The organism is Melittangium boletus DSM 14713 (genome assembly GCF_002305855.1).
Lineage (GTDB): Bacteria > Myxococcota > Myxococcia > Myxococcales > Myxococcaceae > Cystobacter > Cystobacter boletus.
Map to the genome: position 1 here is coordinate 9,628,012 of NZ_CP022163.1, position 15,396 is coordinate 9,643,407.

At 69.1% G+C, this 15,396-nt stretch carries 12 protein-coding genes; 6 read left to right on the forward strand and 6 right to left on the reverse strand.

The features are described 5' to 3' along the window. Window positions 1-63 precede the first annotated feature (63 nt). Window positions 64-1,101 (forward strand): agmatinase family protein, encoded by a 1,038-nt coding sequence (locus MEBOL_RS39665; RefSeq protein WP_095983297.1) that lies wholly within the window; start codon window positions 64-66, stop codon window positions 1,099-1,101. A gap of 30 nt (window positions 1,102-1,131) precedes the next feature. On the opposite strand, the gene MEBOL_RS39670 is transcribed toward MEBOL_RS39665, so the two are convergent. Beyond that, window positions 1,132-2,139: an ATP-binding response regulator gene (locus MEBOL_RS39670; RefSeq protein ID WP_095982274.1), complete on the reverse strand. Its 1,008-nt coding sequence runs from the start codon at window positions 2,137-2,139 to the stop codon at window positions 1,132-1,134. 136 nt (window positions 2,140-2,275) lie between these two features. Here MEBOL_RS39670 and MEBOL_RS39675 point away from each other — a divergent pair, with 136 nt between their 5' ends. The 4 genes from MEBOL_RS39675 to MEBOL_RS39690 all read left to right on the forward strand — a co-directional run bounded on the left by MEBOL_RS39675 (window position 2,276) and on the right by MEBOL_RS39690 (window position 7,349). Further along, the gene (locus tag MEBOL_RS39675) at window positions 2,276-3,595 is read left to right on the forward strand and encodes a trypsin-like peptidase domain-containing protein (protein ID WP_095982275.1); all 1,320 of its coding nucleotides are present in this window, start codon (window positions 2,276-2,278) and stop codon (window positions 3,593-3,595) included. A 49-nt stretch (window positions 3,596-3,644) separates the two neighbouring features. Beyond that, window positions 3,645-5,627: a serine/threonine protein kinase gene (locus tag MEBOL_RS39680; RefSeq protein ID WP_095982276.1), complete on the forward strand. Its 1,983-nt coding sequence runs from the start codon at window positions 3,645-3,647 to the stop codon at window positions 5,625-5,627. A gap of 13 nt (window positions 5,628-5,640) precedes the next feature. Beyond that, on the forward strand, window positions 5,641-6,312 hold the full coding sequence (locus tag MEBOL_RS39685) for a hypothetical protein (protein ID WP_095982277.1): 672 nt from the start codon (window positions 5,641-5,643) through the stop codon (window positions 6,310-6,312). Between the two features lie 89 nt (window positions 6,313-6,401). Continuing rightward, window positions 6,402-7,349 carry a hypothetical protein gene (locus MEBOL_RS39690; RefSeq protein ID WP_157823967.1) on the forward strand — a complete coding sequence of 316 codons (948 nt, stop codon included), beginning with the start codon at window positions 6,402-6,404 and terminating at the stop codon, window positions 7,347-7,349. A 58-nt stretch (window positions 7,350-7,407) separates the two neighbouring features. Here MEBOL_RS39690 and MEBOL_RS39695 read toward each other — a convergent pair whose 3' ends face one another. The 4 genes from MEBOL_RS39695 to MEBOL_RS39710 form a co-directional block, all read right to left on the reverse strand. Continuing rightward, complete coding sequence (locus MEBOL_RS39695) at window positions 7,408-8,010, reverse strand: hypothetical protein (RefSeq protein ID WP_157823969.1); 603 nt, start codon at window positions 8,008-8,010, stop codon at window positions 7,408-7,410. A 24-nt stretch (window positions 8,011-8,034) separates the two neighbouring features. Then, complete coding sequence (locus MEBOL_RS39700; protein WP_170115687.1) at window positions 8,035-8,772, reverse strand: hypothetical protein; 738 nt, start codon at window positions 8,770-8,772, stop codon at window positions 8,035-8,037. Between the two features lie 71 nt (window positions 8,773-8,843). Next, window positions 8,844-10,103 carry a cyclic di-GMP-binding domain-containing protein, MshE-related gene (locus tag MEBOL_RS39705; RefSeq protein ID WP_095982281.1) on the reverse strand — a complete coding sequence of 420 codons (1,260 nt, stop codon included), beginning with the start codon at window positions 10,101-10,103 and terminating at the stop codon, window positions 8,844-8,846. Between the two features lie 65 nt (window positions 10,104-10,168). Continuing rightward, entirely contained in the window at window positions 10,169-10,564 is a 396-nt protein-coding gene (locus tag MEBOL_RS39710; RefSeq protein WP_095982282.1) for a VOC family protein, read from the reverse strand. A 29-nt stretch (window positions 10,565-10,593) separates the two neighbouring features. Here MEBOL_RS39710 and MEBOL_RS43480 point away from each other — a divergent pair, with 29 nt between their 5' ends. After that, complete coding sequence (locus MEBOL_RS43480; protein WP_245919280.1) at window positions 10,594-12,567, forward strand: response regulator; 1,974 nt, start codon at window positions 10,594-10,596, stop codon at window positions 12,565-12,567. On the opposite strand, the gene MEBOL_RS39725 is transcribed toward MEBOL_RS43480, so the two are convergent. After that, window positions 12,551-15,370, reverse strand: a complete 2,820-nt coding sequence (locus MEBOL_RS39725) for a hypothetical protein (RefSeq protein ID WP_095982283.1) — start codon at window positions 15,368-15,370, stop codon at window positions 12,551-12,553. The two genes, MEBOL_RS43480 and MEBOL_RS39725, sit on opposite strands and share 17 nt — an antisense overlap. Window positions 15,371-15,396: the final 26 nt, after the last annotated feature.

Below are 15,396 nucleotides of genomic sequence, written 5' to 3' on the forward strand. Positions count from 1 at the left end.
GGGGAGGGAGAGGGCACGGGATCATTGCACTGGCCGTCCAGGCCCTTATCCTCCGCCGCCACCATGTCCGCCCCCTTCGATCCCAGCGCCGCCGCCGCCCCTGGCTCCGGCATCTTCGGCCTCCCCCACTCCCCCGAGGAGGCGCACGTCGTCCTCATCCCCGTACCCTTCGAGGCCACCACCAGCTATGGCGGGGGCACCTCGGAGGGCCCCAATGCCATCCTCGAGGCCAGCCGTCAGGTGGACCTCTTCGACGTGGAGACGGGCCGTCCTTACGCGCGCGGCATCGCCCTGCTGCCCGAGCCCGAGCAGTGGCGTGCCTGGAACACCCGCGCCAAGGAGCGCGCCGTGCCCATCGTGGAGGCCGGCGGCGTCGATCCCTCCCAGCCCGAGCTCCAGGCCGCCTCCGCCGAGGTCAACGGCCTGTGCGAGCAGTTGCACGAGGCCGTCTACCAGACCGCCAAGGAGTGGTTGGCCAAGGGCAAGCGCGTGGCGGCCCTGGGTGGAGACCACTCCATCTCCTACGGCATCATCCGCGCCCACGCGGAGAAGTACCCCGGGCTGGGGGTGCTCCACCTGGATGCGCATGCCGATCTGCGCGACGCCTACGAGGGCTTCACCTGGTCCCACGCGTCCATCATGCACAACGTGGCCGAGCGGATTCCGGGCGTGAAGTCGCTCGTCCAGGTCGCCCTGCGCGACATGAGCGAGGAGGAGCACGGCTACATCGAGAACTCGGGCGGCCGCGTGCGGGCCTTCTTCGACTCGGACCTGCAGCGCAAGCGCTTCGACGGCGTCCCCTGGAACCACCAGGTCGACGAGATGATCCAGCACCTGCCCCAGAACGTGTACCTGTCCTTCGACATCGACGGGCTGGATCCCACGCTCTGCCCCCACACGGGTACGCCCGTGCCCGGAGGTCTGTCCTTCCCCGAGGCCGTGGCGCTCATCGCCGGAGTGGTCCGCTCGGGCCGAACCATCGTCGGCTTCGATCTGACCGAGGTGGCTCCGGATCCCGAAGGCGGCGAGTGGGATGGCAACGTGGGCGCGCGGCTGCTCTACAAGATGATCGGCTGGATGCTGAAGTCCGAGCGGACCTGACGGCGCCGCCCGGACGCGGCCACCGACACCTCAACCCCGGGGCAGGACCACGCTGAACGTCGTGCCCTGCCCGCTCGTGGACTCCACGGAGAGCCCGCCGCCATGCAATCGCGCCAGCTCCGAGGCGATGTACAGGCCCAGCCCGCCCCCGGGCCCTTCCGCGCGGAAGGGCTCGAAGAGGCGGTGGCGCTCCTCGTCGGACAACTCCGGCCCCTGATCCTTCACCCGCATGGTCACCATGGCGGGCGTGGACTCGAGTTCCACCCGGACCTCGCCCCCGTGCCGGCCCGCCTGGGTCAGCAGCGCGGCCATCATGCGGTGCACCCGCGCGGGATCACAGCGCAGCTCCACGGGCGACTCCGGCATCGACAGCAGCCAGCGCACCGCGGGCATCCGCGACCGGGACACCTCCAGCGCCTGACTCAGCCGAGCGCCCAGGTCCGCCATCACGGGCTTGAGCGTCACCGCTCGCGCCGCCAGGTGTGCCGCTTCCTGGAAGTCACGCGTCAGGGCCTCCAGCGTGCGCACCTGGGCCCCGAGCGTCTCCAGCGCCCCCGCATCCGCCTTGCCCTCCGCGCACAGCCGCTCCAGCTCGATGCGCGCCGTGGTCAAGGGCCGCTCGAAGCCCTGCGCCACCCAGTCGCCGAGCACTTCCATCGCGGAGGCCCCCTCCAACGGCTTGGGCCGGGGCGCCTGGGCGAGTGCCTTGCGGATGAGGCCCTCGAACTCCGTGATTTCAAAGGGCTTGTGGAGGAAGGCGTAGGCCTCGGGCGCACCATGGGGGAGCACCGCGCTCAACAGGATGATGGGCACGCCGCCCAGGACCTCGTCGCCGTGCACCCGCCGGCACAGGTCCAGGCCGCTCAGGCGCGGCATCATGTGATCCGTCACAATCAGATTCGGCCGACGCGCCCGGGCGAGTTGCCACGCCTCCTCGCCATCGCGCGCCTGGATCACATCGTGCCCCAGGTCCTCGACGACCTGACTGAGCACTTCGCGCACCGCGGGCTCATCGTCCGCTACCAGGACGAGACTCATAGAAACCGTATCCATTCAGGCTGGCACCGGGCCGTCCAGCCCGGTCCTCGGGAATGCCGTCCCTAATGAGGAGTTCCCGACAATCAAGGCGCCCCAGGGTCCATGAGCCCCGAGGACGCACAGGGAGGAACAGGACGTGAAGAGCCAAGCAATGCGCTGGAGCATGGGACTTCTCGCGGTGCTGTTGACGGTGGGTGGCACACCCGCTCGCGCCGACATGGCCCGGCGGCGCAACGAAGTGGTGGAGGTGGTGCAGAAGGTCTCCCCCGCCGTCGTCTTCATCGGCACCGAGCAGGAGGTGGAGTCTCCCTTCCGGGGCCGGCGCTCCGTCATGGAGGAGTTCTTCGGCGCGCCCCCCCAGGCCCAGCGCACCCAGGGCCTGGGCAGCGGCGTGCTCGTGGACCCCAGTGGCATCATCATCACCAATGATCACGTCATCCGGGGCGCCTCCGCCATCCACGTGGTGCTGGCCGATGGGCGGGAGCTGGAGGCCGAGGTCGTGGGCAGCGACGCCAACAACGACGTGGCCGTGCTCAAGGTGAAGTCCAAGGAGCCCCTGCCCGCGGCGAAGCTGGGCACGAGCGCGGATCTGATGATCGGCGAGACGGTGGTGGCCATCGGCAGTCCCTTCGGCCTGAGCAAGACGGTGACGTCCGGCGTGGTGAGCGCCACGGGCCGCACCTTCAAGGCGGACGGGCGCACCTACAACGACTTCATCCAGACGGACGCGGCCATCAATCCGGGCAACTCGGGCGGGCCCCTGCTCAACGTGGACGGCGACGTCATCGGCATCAACACCGCCATCTTCGCCAGCGCCCAGGGCATCGGCTTCGCCATCCCCGCGGACAAGGTGCGCCGGATCATGGACGAGCTCACCCGCTTCGGAAAGGTGCGCCCCGCGTGGGTGGGCCTCGAGGTGCAGGGCCTGTCGCCCCGGCTCGCGCGCCAGCTCGGGTGGGATCGCACCTATGGCGTCGTCGCCACCGAGGTGGAGCCCGGCAGTCCCGCCGAGCAGGCGGGCGTGCGCCGGGGAGACGTGCTCGCGGAGATGGGGGGCTCGCGCATCTCCGACGCCGAGGACTACATCACCCGGGCTCGGGGCTATCCCGCCCGCGCCGCCTTTCCCCTCGTCGTCTTCCGCGAAGGCGCGCAGCGCACCCTCCAGGTGACGCCCACGGAGTTCCCGCCCCAGCTCGTGGAAGCGTTGGGATGGAACCGTCTGGGCCTCCGGGTGAAGCCCGTGCGCGGGGCCATGGCCGTCCAGGCGGTGCGCCCCGGTTCGGCGGCGGACGACGTGGGACTGGAGCCGGGAGATCTCATCGTTCGGGTGAACAACCAGCCGGTCGCTGAGCCCGCTTCCTTCCAGGAGGCCCTACTGACCGCGCGGGGGACAAGAAGCGTCCTGCTGCTCGTGAGGCGAGGGCGCTACGGCTACCACGTCACCCTGCCTTTCTAGTTCCCGCCTCTAGCGATCCCAGCCTCCGGGCCTCTAGCATGCGGCCCCAATGAGTCAGGTTCGCTACCATCCCCTGGGCCCCCTCCTCTCGGGAGAGGGCTCTCGTGCATTCCTTGGACTCGCGCTCGAGGACGAGCGCCCTCCCCGGCCGGTGGTGCTTGTCTGGGCGCCTCCCGAGGTCGCCCGGGACGCCGAGCTGTCCGGGCTGCTCCAGCGCGAGACGCAGCGAGCCGTTGTCCTCGATCACCCCAACATCCTGCGAGTGCATGGGCTCATCCAGCTGGAGGCCGGACTCGCCCGCATCACCGAGTTCGCCGATGGCGAGTCCCTGCGGCGGCTGCTGGAAGTCCGCCCGCGCATTCCGCCCGCCTTCGCCGCGTTGATCGCGACGGAGGTGGCCATGGGCATCCACTACGCGCACCTGGCGGGCAATGATGACGGCACGCCGCTCGTGCATGGAGACCTGCGCCCGGAAACCGTCATGGTCTCCTTCGAGGGCGTGTGCAAGGTGGCGGGCTATGGCGCCCTGAGCGTGGCGCCGCGCGAGCGCAATGGCCGCCGCGTGCGCAACCGCCGCAACTACAGCGCGCCCGAGCAGGTCGTGGGAGGCCGGGAGGCCTTCACCACCCGCACCGACGTGTTCCTCCTGGGACTGCTGTTGCACGAATGCCTCTCGGGGCGCATGCCCTTCCAGGACGCACCGGACGCGGATCAGGCCGTGCTCACCCGTCCGCTCGCGCCCCTGCCCGGAGACGTGCCGCGCGCGCTGACCCAGGTGATCACGCGCGCCACCGCCAAGCGCGCCCAGGAGCGGTACGCCAGCGCGCTCGAGTTCCGCGATGCCGTGGTGGAGGCCGTCGAGGGAATCATCCCGCCCTCCAGCGCCTTCGCCGACTTCCTCCACCACCTCTTCCCGGCGGACCGGGACGCCCGGGCCACGCGCCACCAGATGCTGGAGATGGGCCTGGCGGAGGTGGCTCGCCGCGCCTCGCTCACGGGCGTGCCCGCCGTGCCCTCGGGAACCCCGCTCGTGCCCCCGAGAGCCTCCGGCGGCACGCCCCGGGTCGCCGCCGCGCCCGAGGACGGCGTCGAGGTGGACGTCTCCTTCGAGATGCCCTTCGAGGACGAGGACGCCAACACCGTGGACTCCGTGTTGGAGATCACCGGCCGGCATGCCCGTCCCGGTGTGGCCCGCCCCCTGCCTCGCGAGGAGCCACCACCCGCCCCCGCTCCGAGCCGCGCGGCGCCACCCGAGGACGAGGACGAGGCGCCCGTGCCGCCCAAGCGGCGCTCGTGCGTTCCGCTCATCGCCGGACTGGCCACCGCCGCCGCGGCCACCGTGGGCATCCTCGTGTGGTCCGGACAGCGGATGGCCTCGGTGGTGCCACCCTCGACTCCGGTGGCCACCGCCTCTCCCGCGACGGCGCCCAAGGAGCCACCTCCTTCCACCATCCCCGCTCCGGCCACGGCCCCCACGGAAGCGCTCGCGAAGGCGCCCTCGGATGATGCCGGCACGCCTTCCGCCCAGGCCGCCGCGGCGACGGATGACGGCGGCACCCCCTCGCCCAACGGTGAGGTGAAGCTCGCCTCGGACACGCGGCCCGGCGCGCCCACGAGCACCCCGGCCACCGAGGTGTCCACCCAGCTCAAGCTCTTCGTGGTGCCTCCGGTGGAGGTGTCACTCGCGGGCAAGCCCCTGGGCAAGACGCCCCTGACGGTGCCGCTCGCGCCCGGGCCGTACACGCTCGAGTTGCGCAACCTCGCCAAGGGCGTGCGCACCACCCGGGACGTCACCGTGGGCACGAAGAAACTGACGACCCAGCGCTTCATGCTGGGCCGGGGCTCCGTCCAGGTGAAGGCCCCCGCGGGCTCCGTCATCCTGCTCAACGGCCGCAAGGCGGGGCGGACCCTCTCGCTGTGGGAGGGAGAGCACCAGCTCGTCGTCACCTCCCCCAAGGGCCGTTGGGAGAAGTCCTTCCATCTGGCGCCCCGCCAGAAAATGACGTTCGATGTGACGCGCGAACAGCAGTGACGGAGGGCGGTCGATGCGCGGAACACTCGCCTGGGCGGGTCTGGTTTCGGTCGTGATGGGGTCCACGGGAGCCCACGCGGCCCCGCCCTCCGCGCCCCCACCGGGCCGCATGCAGGGCGTGGGCGACGTGGATGCGCGGCTCATGCTCAACGCGGACATCCTCCTGGCCTTCGTGAATGGGGGCGTGGGCGCGGACGTGGGCGTGGCGAAGCTGGGCCCGGGCGTGCTGTCGCTCGGCGGCGAGTTCGAGGCCGGTACGTGTGTCACCGCCTGCCTCGCGCTCAATCTGGCCACCGGATGGAGCTTCCGCCACCTGTACTACGCGCCCCACGCCCGCCTCACCTACCACCTCCTGCCCGCCGGGACGGGCAACCTGGAGAAGGCGGACCTCTACGGCCTGCTGCTCGGCGGCGTCACCTTCACCACCACCCGCGTGGCGGGCGACTCCTCCGGCACGGAGTTCGAGTACAAGGGCAGTGACGTGGGCCCCTCCGTGGGCCTGGGCGTGGGCGGCAAGTTCTTCCTCGATGAGCGATTCTTCCTGGGCGGCGAGGCCCGTGCGCGTCTGTCTTACGGCGAGTACACCTACACCGCCCGTGTGGGCAACGCGTCCATTTCCGATCTCCAATCCACTTGGAGTCTGAGTGGACTCAACGTGCTGTTCTTTGGCGGGGTGCGGCTCTGATCCTCCCTGAAGGAAAACTACCGCCTGATTGACACTCAACACGCTCCTTCGCTATAGCTCCAGCCCTCTCATTGAGGGGGAGCATCATCATGCGGATGAGCAATATTGGCGCGTGCGTCCTCGCGCTGGTGGTCGTGGCTTGTGGTGGGGCGGTTGAAACGGAAACCCAGACATCGGAGACCGGAGGGACGCTGCAGCTGCCGCTGACGACCCCGGGCCCCGAAAACAAGACCTACCGGTTGGTGGGCGCGTCGTTCAACATCACCGGTCCCGAGACGGTGGCGATCACGGACACCTCGGCCGATACGTTGAACGTGCCGCTGGAAGTGGGTGACTATGCCATCGAGATTGGCGGGACCTATCACCTGGAGCGCGCGGATGAGCCGGGAAAGCCTGTCTCGGCCCAGTTGATCTCTCCCACGACACTGACGTTCGCGGTGACCAAGGCCACGACGACCCAGGTGCGCTTCCAGTTCAAGCTCGCGGGGAGCGGCACCGCGGACGTGGGCTTCAGCGTGGACAACGGAGGCTTCATCTCCGGCACGTTCCATGTCGACCACGCCAGTGCTCCCCCCGATGGCTCTCCCCTCTTCACCAGCCTGGTGAACAAGGACATCCCCTTCACCCTCAGCTACTCCACGGCCACGATCACCAAGGAGGACTACGGAGCGAAGACCCTGTCCGTGCTCACCGGTCCCATCTTCGTCCAGTTCGGGGGCGTTGATTCGGCGGGCCTCACGCGGGACGTGGCCCCGGCCTTCAACGGGCAGCAGCTGGCCTTCCAACTGCGCGCCGAGCCGGATGGCCGCGTCACCTTCTCTGGCATCCAGCTCTACGGCTCGCCCGAGCGTCGCTTCGATCTGCACGTGCAGATGGGCGCGCCGTTCACCGCGCCACTCGACAGCGAGGGCTACCCCCTGCCGGGTCTCTTCCAGTTCAGCACGACCAACTATCCCAGCAGCGCCCGGCTGATGGGTCCGCCGGCCTACGGCGACGCCATGGGTTGGGTTGTCGACGGGAAGGGCGCGTCTAACTGAGGTCGAGCAGGAGCCCGGGCCAAATGGGTCCGGGCTCCCGTTCCTCATGCAGATGGCATCAAGTCCGCGCGCCGCCGTCGAGCGGTTCGGCGCTTTCCGATGGCCCCCCGTCCGTCGAGGTATCGGGAACAGCGGGTTGTGAGGCCCCTCCGTCCTCGTCTCCCGCATCAACGGCGAGCGGCGTACCCGCATCCTCCGGAAGAGCTCCACGCTCATCTGTTATCAGCGCCGATGGAGGAAGCGCCTCTGCCTGTGCATCGAACACACGCCGAAGAATGCGGCCCTCTTCACTAATGGCATAGGTCACGCCGGTGTCGAGCGAGACATATTGCAGGCCGCAGGATTCAAGATCCTCATCGATCCTGACGAAGATCACCCTGCCCTGACGAATGACCTGGTAGCGGTGGGCTTCCTGGCTGTGCCAACACGCTCGTTTCTCTCGTCCAGGGGGAAGAAAGTCGTCGGCGGCGACCCGGATCGCCCGAAGAACCACTCCATCCAAGGCGAACATCTCTCCGCTCGTGCCTACGTCCACAGCAGGACGATCGAAGAAATGGGGAAAGACGATTGACGGATCATCCTCGACCGGAAGGGGTGGCGGAGTTGGAGACCGCACACAACTGGCGAGCATGACGGCAAGCCCCAGGCTCAGCTTCTTCATGCACATGGGCATCCTCGACGAAGGCTAGGGACTCGCGCTGCCCGACGTGGGCTCGAAATAGAATTTCGTCTTGCCCACCCAGGTAATGGTGCCAACGCTCCGCGAGCGCCATTTACCTTGTGCATCGGGTGTCCATTTCAACACATCCTTCGCTCCGAGACTGTATTCGAAGAAACCACCACACGATGCCTCGGATGGAGCGTAGGTGTTCGAGAAAAAGGCGACGACACCCACGGGAATCCGGCCTGCTTTCGTCTCGACGAACTCACCATGAAGTCGCGCGACCTTCACGAGGGCGTTGATGTCCTTCTCGGAGAGGTTCGTGGGCGTCTCGGGATGATTGTGAAGGACATAGACATGCTTGAGGCTTCGCGGCGGATAGCGACTGTCAGACACGAAAGCTGGCATTCGACACCCCCGCTCGTTCTGTTCCCCTGGAGGCCTTGGTTCCGTACTCTCCACCAGCATGCTCATTTCGAACTGCTCAGCCGGCGTGTAATACAACCAGGCGCAGTACTCCGTGGATACTCTCCACCTGGTTTCGAAGTTCATGTCCTCCTGGCGTCCAGCGGTCGCGCGAGGTTGGGACAGGATCAAGGGACACGCCGCGACCAGTGCATCCAAGGGAGCCGCGAAGGGTCCGAAGCGAGGCATGGGCCCCTCAACTGCCTCGGGCGGATTTTCCGGATCGATCCGCACAACGCCCAAGGGAGGTTGGTTTGGAGCACAACTCCAGGCTCCCAGCATCAGAATGACGCTCATCCACCCCGTCTTCGTCATGGCGAGAATTCTACGCTGTTCCCTTCCGGGTTCAAGCGTGCGCCCGGCGCCGTTCACATACTCTTGCGCAGGCGGATCATCGCCTCGTACGAGCGGCCCACGCTCTGCGAGAGGATGAGCAGTTCGCCCACGTCCGGGGGCGTGAGCTGGCCAGGTCCGTTATCCACATACAGCATGTGCACCAGCTTGCCGCGCACGAGCAGCGGGAGGATGACGGCCGTCGTCGGGTAGTCTCCTCCCAAGAGCTTGTAGAAGAGGCCCGACGCCGCGTCCCGGCGCACCGGCCCCACATAGTGCGAGCGCGTGTCCCGCACCAGCCGGAAGGTGCTCGGCGCCTGCAATCCAATACCAATGCGTTTCACCGCGGCCTCGCGCACCCGCTTGCCCATGCCGCGCCAGCCCGTGACCAGGTTGCCCTGCACGCTCAACAACAGACACCGCTTCCACTTGCCCAACGCGAAGCGCAACACCGTGGTCGCCACCTGTTCGCGATCCGAGCTGCTTGACAGCTCCGCCTGCGCATCGGCGAAGGTGAGCGGCGTGAAGAGCCGCTCCACCACCGCGGGCGCTCGCGGACGCGGCGCCTCCTCCAGATGCAACGTCTCGGGCACGTGCAGCACCGGCGAGGCCGGCGGCGGCGCCACCACGGGCTCGGGCACCACCGGCGGCACGTACCCCTGCACGATGGGCTCCTCCTCCTCCGCCACCTCCACGAGATCCAACACCGGCTCGTCCCCGTCCTCCGAGCCGCCCTTGAGCGCCTGCGCGTAGAGGGACTGGAACTCCTCCTCGCTGATGAGATCCTCGGCCTTCGCTGACGGTGCCAGCTTCTCCGCCTCGGCCTGCTTCACGCGCGAGGGCCTCACCGCGTTCATGTCCAGCGCCCGCATCGCGCGGAACGCCTTGCAGTGGCGCCGCAGCAGCTGGTTCATCCGGAACTCGGGGATGACGACCGGCACCACGCGCTTGCCCGTCCGGAAGGCCAGCGCGTCCAGCGTTTCGATGTCTCGCGGGTTGATCACCGCCACGCTCATGCGCGTGGCATCCACCCGCATGGGCAGGTAGTCCTTCTCGTCCGCGTCGTTGAGGTCCACCAGTTCCAGGGCCCGCGGATCCGGCACCATCTCGCCCGAGGCGCTGGCCACGCCGTGCTGCTGGCCGAGCACCCGCGACAGCTCCTGCTCGGACAACATCCCCAGCTCGACGAGGTTCGTGCCCAACCGCCCGCCATGGACGACCTGGGACTCCAGCGCCTCCTCCAGGGCCTCGGGGGTGATGAGGTGTTCTTGAAGGAGCAGTTCGCCCAGACGCATGAGGGGTCCGGCTTGTAGCCCCCCCCCGACGTCCTCCGCAAGGAGCGCCTCGCGCCCCCCGGCGCCTAGGGCACCGGATCCTCCGGGTGGTGGCTGAGCGCCACCCGGTTGCCCTCGGGATCCCGGACATACACCGACCAGCGCGTCTCGTGCTCCAGGGGGACGCCCGCCCGCGCGAAGGCGGCCACCACGCCCGCCCGGGCCTCCGGAGCGATCCGCAGGGCGATCAGGAAGAGGCCTGGCCGCTCGTGGCGGAAGGGAGCGGCCTCGGGCTCGCCCGAGACGGCCTCCAAGGCGAGGAAGCCCCCGCCCGGCACCTGAACCCAGATGCTGCGCAGCGAGCCGTCGGGCCGGTGGTAGCGCTGAAGCTCCGCGAAGCCCAGCACCTCCCGGTAGAAGCGCGTGACGCGCTCCACGTCATGAACCTGAATCGCCAGATGATGGAAGCCCTGAACGTCCATGACGCTGGATGCTATGGTGCCCGGCCCCCATGGTGCGACTGCTGATCGTCGAGGACCACCCCGAACTCGCCTCCCTCATGGTCGCCGCGGCCGAGAGCCGGGGTCATGAGGCCACGGCCGTTCATACCGGCGAGGCCGCGTTGGCCCTCCTGCGTCCAGCGGCCTTCCACGCCGCCGTGGTGGACCTGCTCCTGCCCGACATGCGCGGCAGCACCGTGCTCTCGGCCCTGCGCGACCATGCCATCCCCGCCGTCGCCGTCAGCGGCGTCTTCAAGGGAGATCGCTTCGCCCGCGAGGCCACCGAGGTCCACGGCGCACGCGCCTTCTTCGAGAAGCCCTTCGAGCTGGGGCACCTGCTGGAGTTCATCGAGCAGCTGTGCGGACTGAATCCCCCCATGCCCATGGAAGGCGAGGACGAGGGCGACGAGGTCGTCGTGTTCGAGGACGCCTCGCTCATGGACATGGAGGACGAGCCCGGCTTCGTCTCCGACGACGCGGACGAGCCCCTGTTTGGCCCACCCGTCGAGGAGACGCCGCCCGTCGTCCAGGGGCTCACGCTCGTCGAGGAGGTCGAGGATCCACTCGGCTCCGAGCCCCTGGCCCTGACCGAGCCCGTTGACGAACAGCCGGTGGACGCCCCCGTCGCGCCGTACTCCGCCGCCGCCCTGGATGGCTCCGAGCCCCTGTGGGACGAGCCCGCTCCCGTCGAGGCGCCCGCCTCCGCCGCGCGCCCGAAGACCCCCACGACCCTGCCGACGGTGGAGCTCGGGGAACTCGAACTGCACGAGGAGCCTCCGGCCCCTTCGTTGGAGGAGCCCCCTCCCGAAGCCCCTCCCGAGGAGGCCCCCGCCGAGGAGTACCGTCCCCCGGATACGCTCGAGGTGCCCGCCGCGACCCTGGCGACGATGGCGGTCTCCGCCGAGGAGTTCGCCGCCCTCGATGCCCTCGGACAGACGCCCGCGGTGTTCTCCGAAGCACCTCCCCCCCAGGAGCCGCCTCCCGCCGAATATCAACCCGTCGCCGAGGAGCCTCCCGCCGAGGGTCCCCTGACGACGGTGGTGTCCTCCGAGGAACTCGCGGCCCTGGACGCGCTCGGACCCGCCGAGGAGCCACCTCCCGCTCCCGCCGAGCCCCCCGCCCCCGTGCGGGTCGTGGAGCCCCTGGAACCTGAACCCGGCATCGCCCTGCCCTTCGGAGACCGGGAGAAGGTGTGGACCAAGCCGGCCGCGACCGAGGCCCGCCGCCGCGCGCCTCCCGCCTGGTCCCTGTCCGGAGATCTGCGCGACACCAGCGTGCCCCGGCTGCTCAATGCCTACTACGAGGCGCGCCACAGCGGAGAGCTCAAGCTGCGCCAGGGCACCCTCCAGAAGGTCGTCTACTTCGAGGCGGGCCGGCCCGTGTACGCCGCGTCCAACCTCGCCCAGGAGCGCTTCCTGCGCTTCTGTGTGCGCCGGGGCGTGCTGCCCGAGGCCAAGGCCCAGGAGGCGGCCGCGCTCGCGCGTGATCAGAACCTGCGCTCCAGCGAGGCACTCGAGCGCCTGGGTCTGGTGGACGCACGAGCGCGTCAACAGCTCGTCGAGGAACAGGTCAAGGAGTTGATCTGGTCCATGTTCTCATGGACGCACGGGGCCTATGGCTTCAGCCTCCTGCGGGCGCCGCGCGCGGGCCGGGTGAAGCTGTCGGTGTTCCCCGGGGATCTCGTCCTCGAGGGGACGCTGCGCTCCGAGCCCCTGGTGGCGCTGCGCCAGAGCATGCCGCGCGGGCGCCGGCTCTTCCCCACCGCCGCCCCACCGTACGGACTGCACGAGCTCACGCTCAAGGGGCAGCAGGCGCTGGTGCTGGCCTACGCGGATGGCACCAAGACGGTGGAGGATCTGCTCACCCTCACGGATCTCCAGGAGCGCGAGGTGCTCGCCACCCTTCGGGGCCTGGAGCTCATCGGCGTGCTGGAGGAGCGGCGCGACGAGCCGGGCAACAGCCGCCGCATCAGCTTCGGGCTGTAGGTGAGGGGCGGCGGCGGCGCGTGGCCCCCACCCACGCGACGAGCGCGAGCAGCAACGAGCCCGGTGACGAGCTGGCACAACCACAGCCCGAGCCCGGCGGCTCATCTCCTCCATCGTTCAGGGAGATGCGCTCGCCACGCAACCAGGTCCCGCCACTCAACAGGCGATCGCCCACCAGGTGCGGACGCGTCACGTAGGTGAGCGTGCCATGGCGCTGCCCCAGCAGCTCCAGTTGCTCCACGATGAGCTCCCCGGTGGCCTCGTTCCACGAGACGTGCTCGAGCGGCTGCCCGTCGAACTTCGCGCTGTCCGCCACGTAGCCAAGTCCCCGGAGACGCTCCACGTGGCGCACCTCGGTCACATCACACGCCGTGGTGTTGAAGAGGTCCACCGACACGCCCACGAGCCCCGTCTCCGAGGCAGCCGACAGCTCCGTGCGCCGGCTCACCTCCACGAAGGGCCGGGTGGTGATGCGCACCTCGTGTGGCCCCGCCACCGTCTGGCTACCCATGCTCGCCGTCACCGTCATCCGCACGGACCTGCCCACCCGCGAGTCCAGATCCGTCCGCTCGGTGAGCAATTCCACGGCCCCTCCCGGCTGGGGCGTCAGCGCGGTGAGCGGGCCGTCCTCGAACCTCCAGGTGACATCCGGGTTCTGACAGGCCTCCGGCGGGAAGGTGGGCGTGAGCGTGAGGCTCGCCTGCCGGCCACACTCGGCCACCAACGGTGTCTCCGGCAGGGCCTCGAGCGCCACCCCACCCCCGGCCAGTTCCACCTGGCGAACCGTGGGGCGAGAGCGCTCGTTCGTGCTGTCCACCAACCGCGCCGTCACCTGGAAGCGCCCGCAGAGCCTGGACTCGGCCAGGGACACGGTCTCCGACAGGCCCACCGTCTTCGTCCAGACGGCCACGCCTCCGCCCACCGGCTCGAGCGATACCTCGGCCTTCAACTCGCGCTCCCGGGCGCAGTCCAGGTCCGAACTCACGCGAACCTCCGGCGCGCCCGAGCCCTTCGGGTCGAGCCAGAGCTCCAACAGGGGCTCCACCGTCGACACCCCTGTCCAACCGGGCTGGCGCACCAGGAAGCGCTGGGTGGAGGACAGGCCGCCCTCGTCCGTCACCTCGTAGTCGAAAGCGAAGGTCCGCTCCGTGGGCGCACACGAAGTGGCGGGCGGCGTGAGCGTGACGCCATCCGCCGAGGACATCGGCGTCGGCCCCCCCGACATGCCGCCCACGGCGCTCCAGCGCTTGGTGACCTGGCAGTTCGCCGCCGACCGGGTTCCCTCCGCGAGGAGCTTCAAGGGAGCACTCCCCGCGAGCAGCGTCCCCAGGTTCCCATCGGACGGCACTGGCGTTCCATCCTCGAACTTCACGGGAGGCATGACCGGAGGCACGGTATGGCGCAGGAACAGCTCGATGGGCCGGGATATCTCATGATCCGCCAGTCCATCCGAGGCCTGGACCTGGAAGGAGCCCGCGGCGAGTGTCTGGCAGAGCGCCCCACCCGAGGCCTTCATCTTCACGGGCTCTCCCGGTTCCGCGGACGTCACCTCCACCTTCCATCCCGCGGGGATCCCCGTGGGAGGAACGACCACGAGCCGCACCGGATCCTCGTCGGCATCCGTCCCCTTGAAGGTCAATTCGGGGGCCGTGTTCTCGTCGATCGTCACCGAGGCCGCCGTCGAGCCCAGATCCACGAGCGCCCCAGGCGCCTCCAGGGAGAGCACGGGCCCCGCGGTGTTGAAGAAGGGGAAGGCGCGGCCCGCGGTCCCCTCGGTGCCCGTCAGGACACAATAGGCCGAGCCCACACAGGCGACCTGGAGCGGGTCGAGCGTCTGGAGTGCCGGGGGAAGGTTCCGGGAGATCCACTTCGTGCCGGCCTGGGTCTGCGCGCCCATGGGGACGGGACTCATCAAGCCCCAGCCCCCTCCCGGCAGCAGCACGACCGCCATGCCGAACCCGTAGCCGGCGTCGCTGTTTGGATCCACGTTGATGGACAGGCTGAGAATCTCGGAACCCGGAGCGAGTGACTGCACCGCCTCGAGCGAATCGCCGGATTGGTTGCGCGAGCCCTGGATGAACACGTTGGCGGCCCCCACCACGGCGTAGGGGTGGGGAGAGCCGGTGACGGAGAACAAATCCACCGCGCTCACGAAGCCCAGGCTCAACGGGCCCTGCCACTGCTCCAGGGGAGCCGGGGTGCTGTTGGCCCAATACCCCAGGGCGCCCCCCTTCTGGCCGCCCACGTAGGCATGCACGGTGCCTTCGATATTGACCACCCCGAAAGGCAGACCCAGGCTCGGGTAGCTCTCGGTCACCTGCTTCACCACGGAGAACACGGGGTTGCGATCCGTCGCGTCGATGCGCCCTTCCGACAGATAGATATTGAAGGAGGAGTCATCGCTCCTGGGGGCCAGCAGGACAGCGCCCCCCTCGGTCGTGTGTTTCACCGGGGAGATATCGAGCGGATTGTCCGCGATGAGCGGCTTGGAGAGGTCCCCTCCACAGCTCGTGCCATCGGGACGTTGGGCGCGGCGTGTCCGGGTCCGCTCCACCAGGAAGAGGCAGTCCCCGAGCGAATCGTAGTAGCTCCCCATGGGCTCTCGCGCCGCGGTCGGGATCCGATGCTCGGAGCCATTGACGACCAGGTAGACACCATTGCCGCCGCTCGCGTTGAAGCCCATCGTGAAGGAATCGGGCGCCCAGACATCCAGGAGCTCGGAGGGTCTCTCGGAGAGGCGCAAGGGCGTGCGCCACTCGGCATGCGCGCACGAGGCCCCCAGCAACACGAGCAGCGCGCCCACCCCGCTCAGCGCCCCCTCCGGACGCG

Bases quoted from the DNA above. Each gene is read 5' to 3' on its own strand.
- MEBOL_RS39665 (WP_095983297.1), top strand. From the start codon at position 64: ATGTCCGCCCCCTTCGATCCCAGCGCCGCCGCCGCCCCTGGCTCCGGC.
- MEBOL_RS39670 (WP_095982274.1), bottom strand. From the start codon at position 2,139: ATGAGTCTCGTCCTGGTAGCGGACGATGAGCCCGCGGTGCGCGAAGTG.
- MEBOL_RS39680 (WP_095982276.1), top strand. From the start codon at position 3,645: ATGAGTCAGGTTCGCTACCATCCCCTGGGCCCCCTCCTCTCGGGAGAG.
- MEBOL_RS39685 (WP_095982277.1), top strand. From the start codon at position 5,641: ATGCGCGGAACACTCGCCTGGGCGGGTCTGGTTTCGGTCGTGATGGGG.
- MEBOL_RS39690 (WP_157823967.1), top strand. From the start codon at position 6,402: ATGCGGATGAGCAATATTGGCGCGTGCGTCCTCGCGCTGGTGGTCGTG.
- MEBOL_RS39695 (WP_157823969.1), bottom strand. From the start codon at position 8,010: ATGAAGAAGCTGAGCCTGGGGCTTGCCGTCATGCTCGCCAGTTGTGTG.
- MEBOL_RS39700 (WP_170115687.1), bottom strand. From the start codon at position 8,772: ATGAGCGTCATTCTGATGCTGGGAGCCTGGAGTTGTGCTCCAAACCAA.
- MEBOL_RS39705 (WP_095982281.1), bottom strand. From the start codon at position 10,103: ATGCGTCTGGGCGAACTGCTCCTTCAAGAACACCTCATCACCCCCGAG.
- MEBOL_RS39710 (WP_095982282.1), bottom strand. From the start codon at position 10,564: ATGGACGTTCAGGGCTTCCATCATCTGGCGATTCAGGTTCATGACGTG.
- MEBOL_RS43480 (WP_245919280.1), top strand. From the start codon at position 10,594: ATGGTGCGACTGCTGATCGTCGAGGACCACCCCGAACTCGCCTCCCTC.